The 23808-nt window shown below is 52.8% G+C and carries 21 protein-coding genes; 17 read left to right on the top strand and 4 right to left on the bottom strand.

Annotated elements, in window-relative coordinates; genetic code table 11:
- Positions 1-88: 88 nt before the first annotated feature.
- The 4 genes from DWY55_RS11625 to DWY55_RS11610 are packed head-to-tail and all read right to left on the bottom strand — an operon-like array spanning position 89 to position 3877.
- Entirely contained in the window at positions 89-1447 is a 1359-nt protein-coding gene (locus DWY55_RS11625; protein WP_117878981.1) for a DUF935 family protein, read from the bottom strand.
- On the bottom strand, positions 1444-1869 hold the full coding sequence (locus DWY55_RS11620) for a DUF1320 domain-containing protein (protein ID WP_117878982.1): 426 nt from the start codon (positions 1867-1869) through the stop codon (positions 1444-1446). Before DWY55_RS11620 ends, DWY55_RS11625 begins: the two co-directional genes overlap by 4 nt.
- Positions 1870-1904: 35 nt before the next feature.
- Positions 1905-3431, bottom strand: a complete 1527-nt coding sequence (locus DWY55_RS11615) for a hypothetical protein (RefSeq protein WP_117878983.1) — start codon at positions 3429-3431, stop codon at positions 1905-1907.
- 2 nt (positions 3432-3433) lie between these two features.
- Positions 3434-3877 (bottom strand): helix-turn-helix domain-containing protein, encoded by a 444-nt coding sequence (locus DWY55_RS11610; protein WP_117878984.1) that lies wholly within the window; start codon positions 3875-3877, stop codon positions 3434-3436.
- Between the two features lie 220 nt (positions 3878-4097).
- Here DWY55_RS11610 and DWY55_RS11605 point away from each other — a divergent pair, with 220 nt between their 5' ends.
- The 17 genes from DWY55_RS11605 to DWY55_RS11530 all read left to right on the top strand — a co-directional run bounded on the left by DWY55_RS11605 (position 4098) and on the right by DWY55_RS11530 (position 23792).
- The gene (locus DWY55_RS11605; protein ID WP_117878985.1) at positions 4098-5132 is read left to right on the top strand and encodes a head maturation protease, ClpP-related; all 1035 of its coding nucleotides are present in this window, start codon (positions 4098-4100) and stop codon (positions 5130-5132) included.
- A gap of 33 nt (positions 5133-5165) precedes the next feature.
- On the top strand, positions 5166-5297 hold the full coding sequence (locus tag DWY55_RS22510) for a hypothetical protein (RefSeq protein ID WP_259301031.1): 132 nt from the start codon (positions 5166-5168) through the stop codon (positions 5295-5297).
- 48 nt (positions 5298-5345) lie between these two features.
- The gene (locus DWY55_RS11600; RefSeq protein ID WP_117878986.1) at positions 5346-6302 is read left to right on the top strand and encodes a hypothetical protein; all 957 of its coding nucleotides are present in this window, start codon (positions 5346-5348) and stop codon (positions 6300-6302) included.
- Positions 6302-6697: a structural protein P5 gene (locus DWY55_RS11595; protein WP_117878987.1), complete on the top strand. Its 396-nt coding sequence runs from the start codon at positions 6302-6304 to the stop codon at positions 6695-6697. Before DWY55_RS11600 ends, DWY55_RS11595 begins: the two co-directional genes overlap by 1 nt.
- 19 nt (positions 6698-6716) lie before the next feature.
- A complete protein-coding gene (locus tag DWY55_RS11590) occupies positions 6717-7199 on the top strand; it encodes a hypothetical protein (RefSeq protein WP_181986320.1) in 483 nt (160 codons plus the stop codon).
- A complete protein-coding gene (locus DWY55_RS11585) occupies positions 7168-7473 on the top strand; it encodes a hypothetical protein (RefSeq protein ID WP_243633659.1) in 306 nt (101 codons plus the stop codon). Before DWY55_RS11590 ends, DWY55_RS11585 begins: the two co-directional genes overlap by 32 nt.
- Before the next feature lie 12 nt (positions 7474-7485).
- Positions 7486-7983, top strand: a complete 498-nt coding sequence (locus DWY55_RS11580; protein ID WP_117878988.1) for a hypothetical protein — start codon at positions 7486-7488, stop codon at positions 7981-7983.
- A gap of 1 nt (position 7984) precedes the next feature.
- The gene (locus tag DWY55_RS11575) at positions 7985-8461 is read left to right on the top strand and encodes a hypothetical protein (RefSeq protein WP_117878989.1); all 477 of its coding nucleotides are present in this window, start codon (positions 7985-7987) and stop codon (positions 8459-8461) included.
- A 47-nt stretch (positions 8462-8508) separates the two neighbouring features.
- Positions 8509-8721, top strand: coding sequence for a hypothetical protein (locus DWY55_RS11570; RefSeq protein ID WP_181986321.1), 213 nt, complete (start codon positions 8509-8511; stop codon positions 8719-8721).
- Entirely contained in the window at positions 8721-12128 is a 3408-nt protein-coding gene (locus DWY55_RS11565; RefSeq protein ID WP_117878990.1) for a hypothetical protein, read from the top strand. The genes DWY55_RS11570 and DWY55_RS11565 overlap by 1 nt, the downstream gene beginning before the upstream one ends.
- A 2-nt stretch (positions 12129-12130) precedes the next feature.
- Positions 12131-12610 carry a hypothetical protein gene (locus DWY55_RS11560; RefSeq protein WP_181986322.1) on the top strand — a complete coding sequence of 160 codons (480 nt, stop codon included), beginning with the start codon at positions 12131-12133 and terminating at the stop codon, positions 12608-12610.
- An 11-nt stretch (positions 12611-12621) separates the two neighbouring features.
- Positions 12622-14889: a hypothetical protein gene (locus DWY55_RS11555; RefSeq protein ID WP_120178092.1), complete on the top strand. Its 2268-nt coding sequence runs from the start codon at positions 12622-12624 to the stop codon at positions 14887-14889.
- A 1-nt stretch (position 14890) separates the two neighbouring features.
- Positions 14891-17383 (top strand): hypothetical protein, encoded by a 2493-nt coding sequence (locus tag DWY55_RS11550; RefSeq protein ID WP_243633658.1) that lies wholly within the window; start codon positions 14891-14893, stop codon positions 17381-17383.
- 35 nt (positions 17384-17418) lie between these two features.
- Entirely contained in the window at positions 17419-17694 is a 276-nt protein-coding gene (locus DWY55_RS11545; RefSeq protein WP_009036970.1) for a hypothetical protein, read from the top strand.
- A 1-nt stretch (position 17695) separates the two neighbouring features.
- Positions 17696-17917 carry a hypothetical protein gene (locus DWY55_RS11540; RefSeq protein WP_117681728.1) on the top strand — a complete coding sequence of 74 codons (222 nt, stop codon included), beginning with the start codon at positions 17696-17698 and terminating at the stop codon, positions 17915-17917.
- 3 nt (positions 17918-17920) lie between these two features.
- Positions 17921-23260 (top strand): leucine-rich repeat domain-containing protein, encoded by a 5340-nt coding sequence (locus DWY55_RS11535; RefSeq protein WP_243633657.1) that lies wholly within the window; start codon positions 17921-17923, stop codon positions 23258-23260.
- Positions 23261-23489: 229 nt separating this feature from the next.
- Positions 23490-23792, top strand: a complete 303-nt coding sequence (locus tag DWY55_RS11530; RefSeq protein ID WP_243633656.1) for a hypothetical protein — start codon at positions 23490-23492, stop codon at positions 23790-23792.
- The last annotated feature ends 16 nt before the right edge of the window (positions 23793-23808 follow it).

The raw sequence follows: 23808 nt of genomic DNA, 5'->3' as shown, positions 1-23808 counted from the left end.
GAGCGTCGCAGGGCGCGGTCGTCGAAGACGAAGGCGGTGCTAACGTCGTCATCGTCATCGGCTGCATTGCGATAAAGCTCGTCGACTACTAGTCTAAAGCCCCGTTGCCGTGCGGGGCGTCCGCGAAAAAAGAGGTTGTGCGGTTTTGGGGAGATTTGTCGGCCAGGTGTTTCGCTGCCACCTCCCCCTGCTCCTCGGAGGAAGAGAATGAAGATAGTCCGAAGAAGTTGGCGGCTTTCTTCTTTTCTTCCATTTCCGCTTTCAGCTGCTCGTAGTTATCGGGACGTTCGATATTCAGCTGCTCGTACAGATAGTCGTCGGACATGGGGAGGTTGAACACACTGACAGCCTTTTCAAGCAGTTCGGCCTTTGTCTTCACCTGCTCCAGGTCGGCCTCCTCCACATAGACGAATTCTCCGCCCGCGGTGTTCACTCCCAGAGCGGCAAACTGGTCGGTCATGTCGTAGTTCAGCAGGTTGAGGATGGCGAGGGCGTCCTGCTCCACAAGTTCCTGCTCCACCTTGTTGTGCACGGTTCCAAGGGCTTGCGTACCCGTCTCGCTGGCTTCGGTGGTGAGGGTATTGCCCAGCACGGCCTTGCTCATTTCGGCGTTGCAGCGGTCCACGAAACTACTGTACAGCTCACTGCTGCCGGTGGTATTGCCCGTCTCCACGAATTCCAGATTGGAGCCTTCGGGCTGGAAATAGGTGGCAGCGCCACCCTGGCTTCTGGCGGCATCCATGGCAGCAGTAAGTGCATCAGGGTCGGCGGCATCGTAGGTGTATTTGCGTATGGGCATGCCAAAAAGCTCGGAGAACTGTGCCCAGTCGCCCACGGTGCCCCGCTTGTAGATGACGTAGGGAGCACAGCGCGCCAGTACGCCCAGCGGTTCCTTACCTCGTATCATCAGCAGGTCGGGGTATTCGTCGAAACTCTCGCCGGTAATATCGTTCTGGCGGGTCTTGATGATGCGCAGCACGGGGTCTACGTGCTTGCGCGGCACCAGATAGTAGTCTATCCAGCCCTTGTCGTTGATGTAGAACTGTACCAGCGTGAAGCCCCAGTACTGGGCGTCGAGCGCATCTTCGAGGAAGCGCAGGAACCAGGGGGAGGATATCTGCTCGTTCACCTTGTCGTCGGGCATTCCGTTGCGCCGGAACTCTATCTTGCGGCCCAGCACGCCGCTCTTGCGTTTCTGGATGACGGAGAAGAGGTGCGGGTCCATCAGGCTCTCGGAGTAGATATCGTAGATGCGCACGCGCTGTGTGAAGTCCACGTTCTCAAAGCTGCGGATGCCTTGCATGTAGTCGTCCAGCCCGATGCCGAAACGCTGGGGCTGTGTCAGTATGATGGTGGCACCCGGGCGGGTGACGTTGCTGCCTTCGGTGATGCGCTGCTTGCTGTGGGGCGCCTTGTTCCAGAACTTCGGGAAATTGATTCTTTTCATAAATGGGTCGTTCGTTTGGGATTACTACTGAACATCCAGGGGCTGTCCTGCTTCCTTTCTTCATCGGGCAGTCCGGGTGCACCGTCTACGGTGATTTTGAATGCCGCCACCTGCTTCAGCCATTCTATTGCCCGTTCGTAGCGGTCTTTCCGTATCGGCGACATCTTCTGCGGGTTGTGTATGCTGAACAAGTGGTATACGGCGATATCGATTGTCATCATCAGGACAAGCTGGTTGCGTGCGCTGCCTTCGGCCGAGAAGATGGCATCCACGTCGTAGCGTGCACTGAGGTAGCCGCGCATCTCGGCGATGGCACGGTCTTCGCAGATTTCCACCACGGCGGCGTCGTCGCGGGTCAGCCTGCCCAGTATCTCACTGTGGATGCTGGCGTCGTAGTCTTCGGGTTGGATAAACTGGCTCATTTTAATTCTTTCATTATTAATTATTAATATGCTTGTCACAGTCGTTTGGGGTTGCTGCGGGGATTGTGGCGTACCACGGTAATGGGCTTCAGCTGCTGTACCTTCTTCTTGAGGATGCGCAAGCCGCCCTCCACGCAGTCGGGCCCGTCGGCGGGGAACTTCAGGCGCAGGGTGAAGAGTTTGAACTGGTCTTCCAGACGCTTCATGTGCGGGTTGTCCTTTTCCATTTCATTGAATACGAGGTTGCCTTCGCGGTTCAGCGGTTCCAGATTGGCCTCGATGCGGGTCGCCTTGTCAGTCTTGCGGTCTTCATCGGGATGGATATACAGCTGTATGCCCGGCTGTTCCTTTCGCACCTTGGCCACGAGGGGCTTGAATACCTGCTGGAAAAAAGGGTCCTGGAGCTTGTTGTTCTCCATATAGCAATATACGGACGTCTTGCCGCCTACGTACTCGAGCAGCTGCACGTACCATTCGATGAACCCGGCATTAAGCCCGCGGTCCAGACGGGCATTGATGACGTATACCTTATCCTTGAGCTGCCCCATGAGGATGCAGCTCTTGGTACTGCTGTTCTTGCTTTTGTTCTCGCCCGGTGCAGGGTCTCCGTAGATGACGAGGAAGGGGAACTTCTTCAAGTCGGGCACCCGTCCGTAAGTGATTTCCTTGAAGACCTCGCCCTCGGTGACCGGATTGTTGTAGTACTCCTTCTGCGCACTGGCGGCACTGATTTTGCGCAGCACGGTGTCGATGTGCTCTTCCGTATTCTTCTCGGGCCATGTGCTGTGCCCATCCTTGTCGCGTATGTTCACGATGTCGTGATGGTCGGCCAGGGTGGCGGCACGCGCCACGCAGCAGTCGCGGGCAATGATATTCCCGCACCATACAATCAGGGTCGGCTCGCTGATGGAGCGCGTCGCGTAGAATGCCTGTTCGTACCAGTCCCACTTTTTCTGTATGATGTCCGGGTTGCGGCAGTCCTCGTCCGTATCGTAGTCGTCTACCAACAGCACATCCGGACGCACGGCCTCGTTACGGCTGCCGCGCGGAGCATTACCCGCACCGATGGCACGGAAGGCACAGCCGCACTTGGCGATGAACTCCGTATCCGTCCATGAGCCGAGGTTTACCTGCTCGCCATAGTAGGCCTTGATGCGGCCGTTCGCCTCGAAGTTGGCACGATAAGGGTCGAGCAGACGCTTGGCACTGTCTTGGGTGGCACTTGCCAGCATCACGTTCTTTTTCTTTCCGGTCAGTGCCAGGTACATGACGCAGAACATCACTACCGTACTCTTGGCCAGCTCGCGGCTCCATGACAGTACCTCATACCACTCATCGTTCCCCAATATGCGTCTGATGGCTTTCTTATGGAAAGGCGCAAACGGATATTTGGCATACTCCGGAAAAAAGTATTGAATCCATTCCACCGGGTGTGCCTCTAGATAGAGGCGGTGCTTTTCCCGTTCGGCCCGGCTCATGTTCACATCCACCGGGGTGGAGTTGCTGATGTCCGCCTTATATTCTTCCCAGTTGCCGAGCGCGTTTCTTTCTTCCTGCTTCATGGCTACAGCTGGTCTTTTATGAATTTGTCCCAGAGTATGGTTACCTCTTTCGCTTTGTCCAGGTCTATCGGGCGAATCCATTCGATGAACCGTATGCCCACGCTTACAAGGTCGGCAATGCCTACATCCGTTTCCATCTTTTTGATGGCTGCTGCCAGTTTGCCCAGTGTGTCGGCTTCCGGAGCGGTGGCATAGCGTTCTCCTTCCGGGCGCGATAGTATGACGTTATTCAGTTCCATCACCTGGCGGTGCAGGTTGGAAATCTGTTGTTCACGGCTCAGGGTGACACCCACTTTCATCTCCTCCCATTTTTCTGCCTTCATCCATCGAATCACGGACTGGCGTGATACCCCTACCTTTTCCGCTATCTCTTGTTGGGTGAGATTGTCCTTCAGGTAGAGCATGCGAGCGTAGTCTTTTTTCTGTTGTGCGGTAAGTTCGGCCATACGAATTATGTTTTACGATTTTACGCAAAGGTCATTATCCGAGTTGTGAACCGGAAAAAAACGTGGAGCGGTTGCCAGCTATGCCGCACCGCCTGCAAACTTGTTCGCAAGGGTTACACACTTTTTTGTGCGGTTATCGCTGCCGCCGTAAGTTTGCCGCAGATAACAGCGAGCGGACAGTCTCCAATCGTACATAGTAAATCGTCAAATCGTAATAGCAATGCTTTTCAAATCCATACTCAACGAACAAACCGCCTGCCTGCTGCTCTACGGAGAAATCAGCGACGAAGGCGGCGACGGCAGGATAGCCAGCCGGGACATCGTGAACGAACTGATGTACCTGGACAGCAGCTATGCCAACCTGAACGTGCGAATCAACTCCATCGGCGGCGATGTTTATCCCGGCATCGCCATCTTCAATGCCATCCGCCAATGCAAGAGCAATGTCACCATCTATATAGACGGCATTGCCGCCAGCATCGCCGGTGTCATCGCCCTTTGCGGCAAGCGTGTTGAGATGAGCCGTTATGCCCGGATGATGCTGCACAACGTCTCCGGTGGCTGCTACGGCAACAAGAAGGATTTGGCGGACATGATACAGACCATCGAGAGCCTGGAAGACACCATTGCCGACATCATCGGCGAGCGCTGCGGCAAGGATAAGGAAGAGATAAAGAATGCCTATTTCGACGGCACCGACCATTGGCTGAAAGCCGACGAAGCCCTGCAGCTGGGATTGATAGATGCCATCTACGACGTGGAAGCTGTGCCCGACGAAAGTACCACGGACGATATATACCGCATATTTACTAACCGGCTGGAGCTGGAGCAACAGCCACAAAACCCTGATAAAATGAAATTGGAAGACTTTAAGAAAATTCCCCACTTTGCCAACTGCGCCGACGAAACGGCGGTGATGGCCATGCTCGGCGAGATTGCCCGGCGCGCGGACAAGGCCGACGACCTGGAGAAAGAGAACGGCGAACTGAAAGAGCAGCTGCAAAAGCAGGAGGAAGAGCGCATTGAAACCGCCGTGACGGATGCCGTGACCGACGGCCGCATAGGTGCCGACCAGAAGGACACCTACAAGAACATCCTGAAAGCCGACTTCAAGAACGGCATGAGTGCCTTGAAGGCTCTGAAGCCGAAGAAGCTGCTGAAGGACAGACTGGAAGCGCCTGCCGGTGACGGCACTGCTGAAAGTCCCTGGGAGAAAAGACAACGAGAAATACGCGAAGCCAACCGCCGCCCGTAATTCTTCAATATTCATTCTTAATTCTTCATTGACATGGTACCGATTAAGAATCCCAAAAACGCCAAACTGGGCGGTTCGTCCTACTTCGGAAAGAACGTAGGCAGCAGCGTGCGCAGTGCAGGCAGTGCTCCGCAGATACGCGGACGGCAGAAAGTGAAAATGTAGTGCGCCGAGGCGCAAATTAATAATTAACAATTAAAGAATTAAAAGACAATGGCAATTCAAGGATTGAATACCACCAACTACGGTGGCGAAGTACTGGAACACGTGCTCACCCTTGCCACTACCGGCAACGAACTGGTGAATAAAGGGCTTATCATGGTGATTCCGGGTGTGAACAGCGCTATCAGCATTCCGCGTGTGAAGACGGGCAGAATGCTTCAGAAACGCAAGGAAGACCCGACAAAATCGGACAGCAAAGGCGACTTCACCTACAGCGAACGGAAACTGACGCCCAAGGACATGATGGCGTTTACGCTCTTCAACCCGCGTGCCTTCGAGCACATCTGGCGACCTTTCCAGCCGACGGGCGACCTTGTGTTCCGTCAGCTTCCGGCTAATATCCAAAGCCTCCTGCTGAGCGAGCTGCTGAAACAAGTGGGACACGAACTGGGCTACCAGTACATCAACGGCAAGTACGAGGACGGCTCGGACGATATGCTGCTGATGGACGGCATACTGACGCAGGCCGCCAAGGATGAGGACGTGGTAAAAGTGAAGACTGTGGGCACCACCATGCTGGCACGCCTGAAGGAACTGCGCACAGTGATTCCCGTAACCATGCGTAACAACCCCAACCTGCGCATCCTCATGAGCGTGACGGACTTCGACACCTACGACGACGAACTGACGCAGCTTACCAACAAAGGCACGGCTCCTACGGACATCAACCAGGAACGCTACAAAGGCATCCCGTTCGAGGTGCTGACCCAATGGCCCGAAGGACTGATAGTAGCCACCATCTGCGACAGCGGGATGAACGGCAACCTTTTCGCGGCCGTCAACCTGCAGGACGACGAGAATGTAATCCAGATTGACAAGTGGGCCAACGCCAGCGAACTCTATTTCTTCAAGATGCTGATGAAGGCGGATACGCAGATTGGTTTCGGCGAGGAGTTCATCGCGCTGGACTGGCGTGCCGATGGTGCATTTAAACCAGCAGAAGGGTAATGAGCCGCGGACTACGCAATAACAACCCCGGGAACATCCGCTTGTCACGCACCTTGTGGCAGGGGGAGGTGAGGCCTTCGCAAGACAAGTCGTTCTGCCAATTCCGTTCGATGGCATACGGATACCGTGCGCTTATCAAGCTGCTGCAGAATTACCGCCGTAACAACAGCTGCCGCACGGTAGCGGACTTCATCAACCGCTGGGCACCGCCTTCCGAAAACAACACATCGGGCTATATCCGGAGGGTGTGCACCGAAATGCAGGTGCCGGACAGCTATGTGCCCGATGTGAATGACAAAGCGACGATGTGTGCTTTCGCAGCCGCGATTTCGCTGGTGGAAAACGGAGTACCCGCTGTCATGGCGGACGTACATGCCGGTTGGGACTTACTCTAAAATATAGGAGGAACGATGAATGGATACACTTGAATACATGAGGCTTGTCTGTGGTATCCTTACGGCTGTCATAGGCGCCGGAGGATTCAAGATGTATATAGACAGAAGGAAGTACATCCAGGAAGTGGAGAAACTGAAGGCCGATGTGCAGGCTGCGCAGGTGAACACCCGCGGCAGCGAGCTGGACAACGTACAGAAAGCGATGCAAATCCTGATGGACCAAATAGTAGAACCCTTAAAACAAGAAATCAATGCGATTAGAAAAGAACTCGGGAAACTCCGCAGGGCCGTGGAGAAGTCGAATACTTGCCGTTTTGCTACTGACTGCCCTGTGCGCAGCGAGCTGCAAAAGCCCGATAAGGTTGGAGAAAACCACTTCCCTCGACAGCCTGCGCGGCGTAAAACGATTCGCTCTGATACAACAGCCGATACCGCCAAGTCTGGCGAAGACGGCCTTTCCGACTGCGATATTGAACCGAATACCTATCGGTACCGGGTTTAGTGCCCGCAGCGGGCAGGCAGCGGTGAACGTAAACCGGATATCGGGCGACAGCATCGAAGTGACCGCCACGTGCGACAGCCTGGCCCGCGAGGTGATTATCCTGACGGAAGAAAACATCCGCATACGCAATGAACTTCTGGAAAAGGAAGAAGACCCTCCGCCTGAAGTGGTACATGCACCTACGGGTTTCCAATGGTTCCAGATATGGATAGGGCGGCTGGCCGTTGCCGTCCTTCTTCTGATACTGATTAAACGGCGATTAAAACCCAATTAAATAGCAAAGAATATGGCAGTGAAAGATAATAACGGACTGATTTACGGCATCGGTAAATTGAAGTTCAACAACAAGGAAATCGGATGGATTAGCCAGGAAGGCTTGTCGCCGAAGGGTGAGGCCAAGCAGACTACTCCTATCTATGCCGCCCAGGTGCAGGATGGTCCGGTGGATGAGATAACCAGCAGCCCCGGCACTACTGCTTTCGGCTTCAAGCTCATCCAGTTGAAACCTGAGATGTGTAAAGACTTGTTTGGCGGTACGATTGCGACGGCCGACGGCGCTTATGAGCCACCTACGGACTTCAAAGATTTGGAAGGACCGTTCGAAGTGGAATGTGTCAGCGGCCATAAAATTGAAATTCCCCGCGCGAAGATGAGTGGCGAACTGGCCGATTCCATCAACATGAACGGTGTGTTGAGTTATGACTGCACGGTGAAATGTCTGAAACCTTTGGAGACCGGCGTGACCCGTTACCGCATTGTCCCTCCGCAGACCCAGGAAGGATGATATGGAACAGACGGAACAGTTGAAAGCTTCCGCATTGATGCTTGATATGGGCGTGGCGATTCCCGTCCGCCCATTCAAGTTTCTATACCGGAAAAAGAAACCCCGCAGCGTAGTTATGCGGACGTCGGGGCTTGGCAATCTGATGAGGATTTCGAACTTGCATCTGCAGATGGGCATCACCTATGCCGAAATGCAGGAATATACTTTCGAGCAGAACATGAAGTTTATAGCCGAGCATGGGATTACGGTCAGCCGCATGGTGGCCTATACATTGGTGCGGAGCAAGTTCTGGGGAAGGTTGCTGAACCGCCCCGTAGCCTGGTGGCTCCGTTGGCGCGTCCATCCCATGTTCCTGCAGGAAGCCATGTTCCAGTTCCTCACCATGCTCGACCCGAAGTCTTTTCAGACTACTATCAACTCGGTGGAAATGATCAATCCGATGAAGCCGAACTTGAGCCATTCCGGCAGCGGGAGTTAAAGGGGTACACAGAATCCCCCCATAGCCCGTTCGGGTTAGTCTGGCAGGTGGCCACAGCTACCGGCTGGAGTATAGACTACATTCTTTGGAAAGTGCCCTATCCGATGCTGTTACTCATGGCGAAGGATGCCCCTCGATACGTTTCGGTAGAAGAACAGAAGAAACGGCAATATAAGGAATTGATGAAGAAAATGCAGAAAGAAAGCGCTGTAGGCAAAGACCCGGTGACCTTCTTCCAAACCCACATATCAGCAGACTGATGGAACCCGTAGAACTTACCATAATCACCCGCAACAAGACCAAGGAAGGATTGGACGAGATTGCACGCGATACCACCAAGGTGGGCAAGACCGTAGAGCAGGTGACGGCCGACTTCAAGGCGCGCATGAAGGAACAGAGCGAGGTGGTGAAGCAGGTGGAAGCCGATATCAAGTCTTTGGAGAAACAATTGAAGAAAGCAGCTCCCGGTAAAGCCAAAATGGCGGTGGTTGCCGACTTGGAAGCTGCAAAGAAAGTTCTTGCCGAAGAGAAGGGCGAACTGGCTTCCTTGGAAAAGCAGGTGGAGCAGTCTTCGCAGAAGCACATTATGCTGCGCACGGAAATCCGCAATCTGAAGGAACAGATGGCGGGGATGACGGAAGGGACACAAGAATATGCTGCCGCCATGCAGCAACTGGGCGAGATGCAGGACCGCATGGGGGATATCAATACTCAAGGAAGAATATTCTCGGACGACAACAAGAATATCAGGGCCACGATGGATGCGGTGTCCGGGCTTACCGGAGTGATGACGGCAGGTGTAGGTGTGGCTTCCCTCTTTGGCGTGGAGCAGGAGAAGCTGGCAGAGATACAGACCCGGCTGCAGGCTGTGATGGCGATTACCATGGGTGTGCAGCAGGTTGCCAATACGCTGAACAAGGACAGTTACTTCACGCATGTGCTGCTGGCAGGTGCCAAGAATATGCTGACGGCGGCGAACACCCGGTTGGCGGTTTCGTTGGGCATCTCCAATGTGGCAGCCAAGGCGCTGATGGCGACACTTACGTTGGGGCTTTCGGCGGCAATCACGGCCTTGATTTATCTTTGGAATAAATACAGTGATAGAACAGCGGAAGCTCAAAAGAAGCTAAATGCTGAAATCGAGAAGACCGGAACCGCTATTCAACAAATATCCAATGATGTGGACTTTGAAACCCGCATTGCCGAAGCGGCCGGAAAGTCGAAGAAAGAGCTGATTGAACTTCGGAAAGAAGCTGCTAAAACAGCTCTTGCCATGGCAGATATAGCTTTCGATGAAGCCAATGCTAAGTTTATGAAGGGTGATGCCACCAGAGAACAACTGGAAGCTGCTCGCGAGAATTCTCAAAAAGCATGGGACAATTATAATAAAACGATGCAGGATGCGGTTATCCTCGATTATGAGGAACGCGCCGAAAAGAAGAAAAAGGATAATGACAAGCAGGGCAAGGCTGATGAATTTGCTGAAGCCGAACTCAAAGCACGCCAGAAGATAAACGACATGATCATTGCCCTGATGAAAGAGGGCGAGGAAAAGAAAAAAGAACTGGCACTAAAGCAGTTTGATGAAGAGCTGGCGCGCATCGACCGGGAAGAGCGCGACCGTCTGAAGGCTTTGCAGGCAGCGCAGAAGAACGGAATGGCAGTAACGCCCGGACAAGTGGCTACCGTGAAGGACCAGGCAACCCGGCAACGGAACCTGGCCGGAGAGCGATACATGAAGGATTATTATGACATATCGAAAGAATATGCCGATAAGGACAAGAAACTGAAGGAAGAGGAAGAACAATCGTGGATTGACTATAATAAGGAATACGGCACTTACCAGGAAAAGCGCATCGCCATCGTCAAGGATTACGAAAACAAGATAGCCAAAGCCAGGACCGGTGGTGAAAAAGCATCCCTCAAAAAGGAACAGGACAAGGTATTGAAAGAACTCGATCTGGATAACCTGAAAAAAGGAATAGACTGGACTTCTGTCTTCGGCAATTTGGATAAAGTGTCTACCGATGCCCTTGGCAGATTGAAGAAGCAGCTTCATGACTTCATCAAGGAACAGAAGAACCTTTCTCCCGAGAATATCAAAGAAATCGTTCAAGCCATCAACAGCATCGAGCAGGAAGAGAAACAGCGTTCTCCTTTCCAAGCGATAAGCGACTCCTTCGCCGTTCTGACCAAAGCCAACAAGGAAGCGGCGGAAGCCCGTAGGGAATATAACAAGGTGCTGGCAGAAGGTACAGAGCAGGAAAAGAAGGATGCCGCAGCCAAACTGGACAGTACCGAAGCGGCCAGGCGCAAAGCCCGGGCAGAAGCTACCGACTCCCTGCATGCCGGTGTGGACAAAGCCCGTGAATATGCGGAAGTGGCCGAAGGCGTGTTGGGCATCATCAACGAACTGGGCATAGAGACACCTGAATGGCTGGACGGCTATATGGAGGGCATGAATGAGATTATGAACGGTCTTGCACAGATGGACCTGACCAAACCGATGACGGTTCTGACCGGCGGACTGCAGACCATAAAGGGGGCTGTGAAGTCAATAGTCTCCCTGGGCGGTACCATCAGCCTGTTCAATAGTGCCGATTATTCGGACTACAACGAGATGGTTGCCAAGTATGACGTGCTTCTGGATGTATGGGATGCCTTGCTGAACAAGAAGAAAGCCTACATCAAAGAGAGTTACGGGGCAGAGGCGACACAAGCCGGTGCGGAAGCCCTGAACCTGCTGAATGCGGAACGGGAAGTAACAAAGCGTTTGGCGAATTCCCGGCTGGGTTCCGGTTCCTCTGCCGGGTCGCACTCGTTGCAGTACCGGATGTGGAAGGGCTCTTATAAATATGAGGGAAAGAACTGGCGGGATGTAGCCGGAGATATATCCAAACAGCTGGACGGTGTGAAATTTGACGGCATGAGTGACATGCTGAACATGACCGGTGAGCAGCTGGAATGGATAAAAACGAATTATACCGGACTGTGGTCTGCCATGGACGGTGACTTCCGTGGATATCTGGACAACATCATTGAATACGGCGAGGCCGAAAAGGAAATCCTCGAATCGGTAAAAGAGCAGGTAACCGGTATTTCCTTTGACAGTTTTGAAGACTCATATCTGAATATGCTGTCTGACATGAGCCTGAAGAATGCGGATTTTGCCAAGGACTTTGAAAAGAAGTTACAGGAATCCATTCTTCGCTCGATGCTGGCAAAGAATTATTCCACCCGGATACAAGCCTTGTACGACAGTTGGGCGAAGGCCGGTGAAGACGGAACTTATACACAGCAGGAGATAGAAGACTTAAGAAACATGCAAAGCCAACTGACCGATGCCATGCTGGCAGAGCGGGACAAGATGGCGGCAGCCTTCGGTTGGAGTGCGGATGACGGCAGCAGTTCCTCTTCCCAGTCAGGACGTGCAGGCGCAGTGACTACCATTACAGAAGAGACAGCCGGCAAGATAGAGGGTATCGCCACGTCCATACAGATACACGTTATCAGTATGGATGACAAGATGACGGATATATCGCAATATGCGTATGAGGCTATCGGCATTCTTAACACGATTGCGGAGAATACGGCTTTCTGCAAGTATCTGGAAGGCATTGCCGATGGGATGGAGAGAATGGAACGGGACGGAGTAAAAATGAGATAATTATGAAGATATTGGAAGGATTACTCACTATCAATGGTGTGGATATATATAAAGAGTATAACGCTTTCCTGGCAGAAGATAGTGCTGCCGGCCATTCTAACTATGATGAACTGCTGAAGGTTCCTGCCATGAAAGCATATACAACTGTGTCGTTTCGTGAAGAGAACGGGGAGCGTTTGCCGGATGTGCTGCCGGAACCGCATTACGAGGCTCGCGACGTAACGTTGCAGTTCGGCATACTTACCGGCACGAAGGAGGAGTGGTACCGGAAATTTGTAGCCTTCCAGACTTTTCTTGGAAGTGGCTGGCTGGTATTGTCTCTGCCGGAACTGGGAACTACCTACCGGATGTATTTCAAGAGTTGCACGAACCAGCAGATGATGACCCCTTTCAAAATCGGAGACAAGTTTTACGGAAAGATGAAAATGAAATTCCGGGAGCCGAATCCTTATACAACGATTGACCCTTTAAATAACGATTAAACGCTGTTCAAATGAAGCTGAATATCTATAACCAATCCGGCGAACTTAAGCTGACTGCCGGCACGTCTCCGTCATCCACGCTCAATCAGGAGCTGATGACCGAAGATGCCATCTCCGCCAGCTTCACACATCCTTTTTTCGTGCTGCTCGAGGTGAACGACTACGTGCTGCTCGAGGGCGTGAAATATAGTATCAAGAAAGAGTACAAGCCGAAGCAGAAGAACATGCAGACGTACAGCTACTCTGTGAAGTTCTACGCGCCGATACACGACGCCGAGCAGGTGATGTATCTGAACCTGACGGACGGGGCTTACGAACCGCAGTTCTCGCTCAACGGCAGCCCGAAGGCTCACCTGCAGAAGTGGGTGGAGAATATGAACCGCATCTACGGCCGCGAGGTGTGGGCCGTGGGAGATGTGGCGGAGGCTTCGTGGCAGACGATAGACTACGACAATACCACCTGCTGGGATGCGCTAACCAGGATATCGGATGCTTTCGAGCTGGAATGGTGGGCGGACGGCTTCAAGATGAACCTGACCCGCTGCGAGCGCGGAGAACGCGTTTCGTTGGGCTACATGAAAGGGCTGATATCACTTACCCAGGCAGAGAACAGCGAGGATGTACAGTTCTTCACCCGTCTGATTCCGCTGGGATCAACAAGGAATATAGACCGCAGCCGCTACGGATATACCCGCCTGCAGCTGCCGGACAAGGCGAAGTATGTGGACCGCAATACGCAGTATGGATTATACGAGCATGTGGAAGAGGCTGCTTTCGCTGAAATCTTCCCACATTACACCGGTACGGTGTCCGTAGTGCGGTCTGAAGAGAAGACAGACGACGAAGGCAAGAAGTTCACTGTCTTTTATTTCAACGACGAGAATATGATGTTCGACCCGAACAAGAACGAGATAGCCGGCTTGGTGAAGCGCCTCTCCTTCCAGACCGGTGACCTTGCCGGTCAGGGAAATTCTGATAACGGGAATTACTGGTTTGACGCCAACTATAATTCGGATACGCTGGAATGGGAAATCATCAACACCTATCCTTCCGATGACATTCAGATACCGGGCGGAAACCTTGTACCCCAGCCGGGAGACACGTATATTCCCTGGAATATTCGCATGCCAGAATCATACGAAGCTCAGGCTGAGCAGGACTACAAGGCTGCCGTGGACAGTTTCTTGGAGAAATACAGCGATGACATATCCATCTATGGTGGCGACACAGACTATATATGGGTGGACAAGCAAAACATACCATTACAGCTCGGTCAACGTGTGCGGTTGCTCAGTGACAAGTATTTCTCTTCCGGATATTTCGATACCCGGATGACGAAGGTGGTGCGGAAGCTGGACAACCTGGGAATCGCCAATATTGAGTGCACCAACAAGGTCGGCAAGGGATGGAAGAGGACAGTGGAAGCAAGCCTCTCGCAGTTGCAGTATGTGGTGTCAATGGGGGGGAGTTCCTCTTCCGGAGGCAGTGGCTCTTCTTCCATCACAGAGGTGTCTGACAAACTGAAGAAGGATATCCTTGTCAATTCCAGCGATGTAGGATATATAAAGAAGGGAGATGTGGTTGCTTCCGGAGAGACATGGGAAAAGATTTTTCGCAATATGCTTTACAGACCGGTAGGAGCGGAACTCCGGAGCAGCATATCGACATCAAATGATGTGGAATATGGCACTCCGAAAGGATATATCACCTACACGGCCACACGCAACGGACAGGGTGCCATGAAGGAAGCCTACTATGATGACAAGAAGGATAATATACTGCATTTTTCGGAAGAGAATTCCGGTGTACAGACTGCTGTCAGACGGCTGTCCGGCACCTATATCGAGAGGGAGACCTACAAGGCCGCCGTCACTTATGCCGCATCGGCCGACGGGCAGCTGCCGGAAAAGACATTGAACGACACCATCAGCGTAAACGTGCGCCGCAAGTGGTTTGCCGGGGTTGTGGACTCTGTGCCTGCCACATCGGCCCAGGTACGGTCACTCGGCAGCAGCGGGATGTACACCGGGGCCGGCAGCTACAAGTTCAGTGCCGGCCGGTGGAAGACAATCGTAATCTGCATACCTGAGGGAACCGTGAGCGAGCTCACCCTGACCGCATATCCCGGTAATTTTATCGAAGACACCGGAGTGTGCAGCGGCCCCACTTCCATCCCTGTGGAAGGCGCTAACGGAAGCCAGGCAACGGACTACCGCATGTGGGTGATACGGACCGACGGCACGAACGATGCCGATACATTCACATTCAAAACGAGTTGACATGGTAAAGATAAACGGAAGCAGCTTCGCGCTGCAATACAAGAGGACAACGTACCGGCCTATCGACAGCTCGTCTGTATTCGATACCATAGAGGACGCACGCGTATACGCGAGGAACACCGACGCCGAAGCCTATTTCCCCTATGCGGGACAGCTCGTGTCGACCCTTGAGAACGGGGGGGCCGTCTACAAGCTGTCGAAGGACGACAGCATACCGGAGACCGACGGGAAGAGGCACTTCAAGCTTGACCCTATAGGCAGCAAGAACGACAACGACGACCGCTACGTGCGTAAGGACATCGCCGAGACCATCGAGAAACTGATGACCTTCATCGAGGGCATCAACGTGAAGGGCACGGCAACACTGAACGAAATCATGCTGCTGAAAGACCTCGTGTCGGAGAACTTCTCAGCCGGAGGCTCAGGTTTCGGCATCTACCGGGACGCGGACGGCAACTACCATCTCGACATCGACTTTGTGGACATCCGGAAGAAGCTGAGCGTGGAGGACATCCAGGTGCAGCAGTCCACCTATGTCGGGGGCAGGCAGTACAATACCGGCGGCGGCATCATCTGCAACCGCGTGGAGGACAAGGGCACATACTGGCGCTGCTATTTCAAGACCACTGATTCGGAGGGGCGTACCGTGTACAACACCTTCCAGGAGGATGACCAGGCCATCTGCGAGACGTTCAACCTGAAATCGGGCAACCACTACTACTGGCGGCTCGTGACGGGTACGGGAGACGACTACATAGACCTCTCCAAGGACGACTGTGCATCGGGCAGCGACATCCCGCTTGCCGGAGACAGCATCGTGCAGCTCGGCAACCGGACGGACACGGGCCGACAAGGTGCCATTGTATGGGACAGCGTTACCGCCGGAGGGCCTTACGTGCGCATATACAATGGGATAAACTCGTACACGATGCCCGAACCGTTGATTGACTTCAATACGGTGCTCAGCGAGATTACCGCCAAGTTCATCAACCAGGCCACCGGTAAGGATATGGACAAGACACTTGACGACATGCAGGTGAATCTCGACATTATCAAGCAGCAGACGGACAAGGAGTACACGATGTGGTTCTATGACTATGAGCCTACATTGAGTAACATTCCCGCTTCGGAATGGACGACTGCGGAGCTGAAGGCCATGCACGACCAGGACCTGTTCTACAACACCGCTACCGGGCAGGGCTACCGGTTCGAGTCGGGTGCCTGGGAAGAAATCACCGACCACCTGACGCTGAAGGCGCTGGAAGATGCTAAAAAAGCGCAGGATACGGCCGACGGCAAGCGGCGTGTATTCGTGTCGCAGCCCACCGCGGCCGATGACTACGACATGGGGGACATGTGGGTGAACGCGACGTTCTCTTCGGGAGGCGTGTCATATAAGAATGATTCGCTTGTAGCTATCACAGCAAAGAAAGCCGGGGAAAACTTCAGTATATCCCACTGGCGGCCTTCCTCCACCGCCACGACAGCCTATATCGAGAACCTGGGGGACCGTATCACGGTTGCGGTGACGGATTCGGAAAATGGCATTGCCGAGGCTACGAGGCTCGCGAATCAAGGGATAAGCGATGCCTACGATGCCTATTATGCCGCACGGGGAGCGCAGAGTACGGCGGATGAGAATACAGCGGCCATCCAGGTGACAAAGGATGCCATTGCCTCACTGGTGGAGGGCATCCACTTCGACGGCTCCGGAAACATTACGAATATCAGCACCTCCGGACTTGTGACGACCGGGGACTTCAACTCGCTGCTGTCGAAGAAAGTGAGTTTTGATGCGGCGGGGCATATCACGAACATCGACAAGTCGGGGCTCATCACCGAATCAAACCTTGTGCAGATGTTTGCAGAGAAAACCGCTTCGGATGGTTATGTAAAGAAATCGTATATAGCCGCTTTCGTTACCGAGCTGCCCGACGGGAGGTTCCAGAGCAATGCGCTGGTGAGCGCCGACCTCATCCGGTTCAACGGGCATATCGTGGCGAACGACACGTTCGTGGTGGACAAGGACGGAAACTTGACGCTGAATGACATTACCGCCAATAACCTTACATTATCGGGTGACATCAACGGGAATGATGCGACTTTGAATAACATTACCTTGAATAATGTTACAGCCAATAGCGGAGTATTTAAAGGCGAATTTAGTACATCTATGTCTGGAGGAAGCCGCGTAACTATAAAGGAGGAAAATGAATATGGTACTGACGGAACATATGGCAGCATAAGAGTGTATGACAATAATAATGATAAAGTTATTGATATCGGTTTTAAGGATGGTAATGAGAATAGCCCATATATTTCGATAACTAGTGGTCATGGAAGTACTCTAAGCATTCTTAGTATTTCTACAAACAGAATTAGTATAATGAATTCAACTGGTGTTGGCGAAAGTGACGAGGTTTGGCTTGACACTATGTATGGATTGAGGTTTTTTGAAAATGGCATACTCAAGAAATCTTATCCAGCCAGATAATTAAAAGGATATTATAAATTAATAGTATACGTATCATGAAAATCAACTTTAGAAAAATCGAGGCCCAGACCTCATTCGAGGGCGGCAGACAGACCTTCGACGCCGCGGAAACCGTCGGCAATGAAATGATGTACAACGGCAGTATCCTGCTGGACATAGGCTTTGAGGACTTAGCTAAAAGCATCTACTATTCAAAGGATGCAGTGGAGATTCCTGAACGATACAGCAAGGCCCTTGAGCTTGTAGTCAAGAACTCCCGGCTCATAGCCGCAGTGAAGCGTGAAATTATCAACCAACTGAACGTCAAGTGACATGGGCTACATCAGGTTCGTTTTGAGCAAGCGCGTGACCGGTGACGATGGAGGTGCCACGAATGCGGTCATCAGCCGTATCGAGAGTGACATGGCCGACACGGGCATGCTCGAGACGAACCTGATAATGCACGCCCTTGCCGCGCGTGGCGGCAAGGTTATTGAGATTGTAGACTTCATACTGGACTCAAGCAGGCTTGATGACAACGATATATTAGGATAGGTTATGGATAAATTAAACAGAAACTTCGTTCGTGGCAACATCCTCAAGGCCGAGGAACTGAACGAGCTTGTCGGAAAGATTAACGAGTTCGCCAAGTGCGTTAATGACAACAGCCTCGAGACGAACAAGGCGGCGATGCAGAGCTTGAAAAACGCCCTGCAGGAAGTGAGGAATGCGCAGCTTGTCATCGGCACCGACCCGGGTACGGCCTTCGACGGGGCGGCGGGTGCGACGCTTGAACAGACTGTGCGCGAACTGGCCGGAGGTGCCGGAACCATGTACAGCGTATATGTCCGGAACAACATGGCCTCGCTCGGCTTCGCCACCCAGTACGGCGAGGAGTGCGTGCTTGACTTTACGTTCGTCTCGCAGTACCGGGACAGTCTGGACGAACCCTACAAGTCTACCGGAGAACTCGGCCTGTGCACCATCATGATGAAGAACGCCAAGTATGCCGACTTCACCGTGGTGAAGCAGATGGAAGTCTCTTCGGGCGTATCCATCAGGCAGGACATAGCCGAATGGCTGTCATCAGGAAGCAACAGCGTGAAGATTTCCATCAAGGGGGAGAATACCGACAAGACCACCGCACCGGTGACGTACAACGTGCAACTCACGTCATTGGGCATCAGCGCCCCGAACTTCGCCTGGTGGACCGCCTTCTCCGGGAACATCAACATCCCGATGATAATCAACGGCAACATCAACAAGACGCTGCACTTGACCGTCACCGGCGACGGCTACAGCCAGAGCTACGACAAGGCGATAGGCACAGCCGTGTATCTGGATACTCCGTATATCTACTTGCTGGAGCATCCGGGAGCGACGGGCGTATACAACGTGAGTTTCTATCTTTCCAACTCCGACAATACCATCCAGACAAAATCCGTATCGGTCAACATCATGTGCATCCGTACGGCCAGCGAAGCCGTGAAGCTTATGTGCGTGAACAACGTGGCGGAACAGCTCACCAACTGGCAGGACAACACGGTGTTCGACTACGCCATCTACGACGGTCCGTCCGCACTGACCGAGGCAAGGTTCTCCATCACCAGAGGCGGCATGGAGGTGTACAGTTCCGAGAATGACGCCATCGTGGCGAACGCAAGGAACACCTTCACCTACCCGATGGAGGTGGAGACGGATGACGATGCCGACTTCGGCGTCACAGTCGGCGTGACGGACAGTGCGGATGCCTTGACGGAACCCATTGTCCTGCCGGTGAACAACTCGCTGGGCTATTCGGCTACGGCAGGCGCCGCACTCTATATCAATCCTCGGACCCGTGCCAACTCGCAGACGAATTACAGGAGCGTCATCAACGAGGTGGACAAGACGGCCGTACCGGTAGAGTGGAGCAACCTGAACTGGAGCAACGACGGATGGGCGGCTGACGCCGACGGAGTGAAGGCACTGAAGATATTCGCCCGCAGCAGGGCCGTGATAGACTACCGCCCCTTCGCCACGGAAGCCGCCCGCCGGGGCAAGACCATCGAAATCGACTTCAAGGTGGAGAATCCCTCGGATGCCAGCAAGGACATCATCACCATTGCGGAGAACAACGTAGGCCTGCGCGTGTCGGGCGAGAACGTATCCTTCTTCTCCCAGTCCATGCAGGAGAGCTCGACGCAGGACGTACCTATAGACAACGGTGTGCGTATCCGCCTGACAGTAGTCGTGATGCCCGATGCCTACGGGAATGCAGGGTTCAACATTGTGGCCATCTACATCAACGGCAAGAAGAACCGGCAGTATGCCTACGAGAACAACGACTACTTCCGCAATGACGGCAAGATTGTGCTGGGTAGCGATTATGCCAACCTCTACCTGTACGGGCTGCGTGTCTACGACAGTGCATTGCCTTCGGAAGCCGTACAGAAGAACTATATCAACCAGCTGGTGACCACCGACGAGAAGCTTGCGGAGAAAAACGTCAACCTCGTGCTGGACGGTGAGGGTGTGAATATCGACTTCAATGCCACGAAGCTGCTGTACAACGTGTTTGTGGTAGACAAGCCTTTCCCGAACCTGATGAACCCTTCGGGCGTGGCGGGTAATCTGGAAGTCTTCTTCAAGGACAAGCCGGAGAGGAACTTCACGCTTACCAATCTGCTGGTGGAAGGCCAGGGTACATCTTCCAAAAAATACCTGGAGTGGAATATTAGATTTAAGATGAAAGGGCTGAAGGACGCTGATGGAAACAAGATAGCCTCCATCGCGACCTATGCCGACGGTACCACGGACAAGAACTGTGTGCTGATGTACGACAACGTTCCGAAGTCCGGGCGCCTGACCGCCAAGAAGAACTGGGCGAGCTCCATGCAGGACCACAAGGCAGGCAGCGTGGATGCCTACGATGCCCTCTTCAAGGAGACAGGCATGAAGAACGAGGCGATGGCTGCCGACCCGAAGATACGTGTGGCCGTCTATCAGGAACCGTTCATCGGCTTCTCGAAGTCCGTGAACGAGGAAGGGCAGGATGTATATACTTGCATGGGAGAATTTACGTTCGGCCCGGACAAGGGAGATGACCTTTGTTTCGGTTATGATACGGAGGCTTTCCCGGAACTTCTCTCTGTAGAGGGCTCGGACAACGCACCGCTGGGGGCACTGTTCCGTGTGCCCTGGAACCGCGGCAAGTCATACTGGGCGTACAATGCCGATGAGGAAGCCTTCCAATATAATGATACCAATTGCTGGGACTTCGACGCCGGAGAGCTGAATGCCGACGAGACCGAACCGCTCTCTGCGCAGAGGTGGATAGATTCCTATAACGCCGTATATGTCTGCAACAACCGCATCCGTCCGTTTGGCGGCACGCTGGCGGAGCTGAATGCTTCTATTGCGGAATATCGGAGCACGGGGTATGAGTACTGGATTGCCAAGACCGGCGATGCCGACCTCTACAATCTGTACTACTATGAGGCGGCGGAAGGGAAATTCATCCCTTCGGACATCGGGGCCGGGCAGATTAACCTTAAGACACAGCTCAAAGAGTATTTAAGCAGTGATTTATCAGCCTTCACGGCCGACCAGCTGAATGAACTGTTCGTCAATGCGAGGAAGCAGCTTTTCCGGGCTACCATCCCCGACTGCTTCGACATCAGCGACGCCGTATTCCATCATAATTTCGTGGAGTTTACGGCCGGAACCGACCAGCGGGCGAAGAACACCTATCCGTATAACTTCTGCACTACCGGCAGCAAGTGGCGGTGGCGCCTGGACGATGCCGACACCATCTTCCCGATAGACAACCAGGGTCAGGACCGCAAGCCCTACCACTGCGAGATGCACGATGTTTACAGTAACGGCCAGCCCATCTGGAACGGCGAGACATCCGTATTCTGGAACATGCTCGAACTGGCATTCAGCGCCGAGATTGCGGCAGGCATGCGGAAGATGCTCAGTGCCATGGAAAGCCTGTGCGGACAATCCTCGGGCACTCCCTATGACAAGGTATATGCCTTCTACAAGAAGTATTATCTCGGCATCAAGAACTATTTTCCGGCCACGCTGGTCAACGCCGATGCCAAACGCTACGAGATAGCCAAGATAGCCTACAACAACGGCTCTTATACCAACGACACCGACCCTATCACCCAATCGCATGGCGACTTCTGCTCTGCCGAAACCGCCTGGGTGAAGAAGCGCATCATGTACATCATGTCGAAATACAGCTATGGTCTGTTTTCAAACAGCGGAACGGACACCATCATCGTGCGTGCAGCAGGCGACCTGATAGATTACGAGATAACCCCGGCATTCGACATGTACCCGGCCATTGCAAACGGTACCAGCATCGTGCAGGGCGCAAGGACCAAGGCCGGTGAAGTGTGCCGGATGACCATCGACCTCGGCGGCTCTGCCGACCAGCAGAACGCCATCCAGGCGGCGAGCTGGCTGCTCTCCATCGGCGACTGGCACCGGAAGAACGTCAGCGGCACCATGGTGGTCCGTGGCCGGCGCCTGACGGAGCTCATCCTGGGTAGCAAGACCGAAAACGTCATCATCACCATCACCGGGCTTACCCTTGCCGACTGCGGCAGCCTACAGAAAGTCCTGTTGTCAAACATTGCCACCTTGCAGGGTACTCTTGACTTGAGCGCCTGCCAGAATATCCGTGAGATATATGCGGACGGAACCAATCTCAGCCAGATTAAGGTTCCGGAAGGCGGCAGTCTTGAAGTCATCGAGTATCCGGCAAACAACAAGTACATCTCATTCAAGAACTTCCCGCTGCTGTCGACCGAAGGGTTGATTATCGGCCAGTGTGCCGGAAACATCACGGACTTCTGGGTGGAGAACTGCCCCCTGCTGAGCCCCATGAAGCTGCTGTCTGATGTCATTGAGGCACAACAGTCCCAGGGTGATGCCCACGCGCTGAAACACATCCGCGCCATAGGCTTCAATGAAGAGTATTACACTGCCGACGCACTCGACATGCTCGCCCAGCTGTCCGACGGCAGCTATTCCGGACTGTCAGCCGAGGGACTGTCCGGTGAAGACCCCATACCGGTATTGGAGGGCACCATTACTGTGCATTCCAAGTACTATCAGGACTCTGTGGATGTGTTGAGAAGTATATTCAATAGACTGAATCTGATACTCATCGGTGAAGCTGCTATCCACTTCAGGGATACTGAAACCCGACGAATATGTCTTGGTATATGGGATGAGGACAAGGACGGCTATATAACGGAAGAGGAGGCGGCTGTCCAACGGATAATCAGTGCCAGCACATTTGCAAAGAATACAAAGATTACCACATTCGATGAGTTCAAGTGGCTAAATTTCACCACCTCGTCCAGTAGCCTTTTTTACGGCTGTACCGCATTGAGGAGTATAGAACTACCTGAACGGATTGACATTGGCTATCAAAACTTTATGGGATGTACCTCATTGGAAAGATGTATAATAGGCAGTGCATGTACTACCATTTCTAAGTCGGCTTTCAGCGGATGTATTAAACTGAGAGAAATATCAATTCCGGAATCTGTAACAACAATTAATAACGGCGCATTTTCAGGAGCTGGCATATCCAGATTCGTTTATCCGTCTAATGTTACAAAGATAGATGGGCTTGCGGATAATCCTAATTTAACTTATGTAGAGATAAGGGGAGAAAGTGTTATATCAGTAACGGGAATGGGTGGCTGTCCGCTGCTTGAGACTCTAATCATAAGGGCGACAATACCGCCAACCACCGATTACTGGACATTCCGAGGTTCAAACATACCCAATATCTATGTACCCGATAGTTCCGTTGATGCCTACAAATCATCAAGTGGATGGAGCAAGTGGGCGTCTTATATCAAGCCGATAAGTGAGTTAGTCGAAATTTAGTAGACAGCGGAGAGAGGAATATAAGCATCACTTTTTTAGGTACACATGCCTAAGATTTACACAAAGATAGACATTCCGAATGATTTGAGGAACATTTAAAGATCATTTGAAAGAAGGTTAAACCGCTTCGGAAAATAACAAAAAAACGCATTTTATTTTGTGTTAACAATTGCAAAATACTCACGAAACGATTTGAGAAAGTATCACAAAGCGTTTTGCGGTTTATAAGATGTCCACGGTGAAATTCCGTCCCGGCATCGAATTCAAACGTTATGTGGCAGGTAAGATGGAGTTGGAACGTGCGGATAAACGCTTTTTCCCGGATAAACCGAAAGCAATGGGCGACATGGTTGCCCGTGAAAAAAGCATGATGGACTTTCTGGAAGCTAATGTCTGTATTACTCGTGCAGAATATTCCCGCCTTGTCCATGTCACCGCCCGCCGGGCTTCGAGGGATTTGCAGACATTTATCGATTCCGGCGTGATTCGCAAGCGTGGTGCCGGCCGTTCAGTGGTCTATGTCAAGGGGTGAACTTATTATATTCCGA

Source organism: Bacteroides sp. AF25-38AC (assembly GCF_003602995.1).
In the GTDB taxonomy this organism is placed as follows: domain Bacteria; phylum Bacteroidota; class Bacteroidia; order Bacteroidales; family Bacteroidaceae; genus Bacteroides; species Bacteroides uniformis.
The sequence above is the reverse complement of the archived record's forward strand: the minus strand, read 5'-3'. Positions and strand labels throughout refer to the sequence as shown.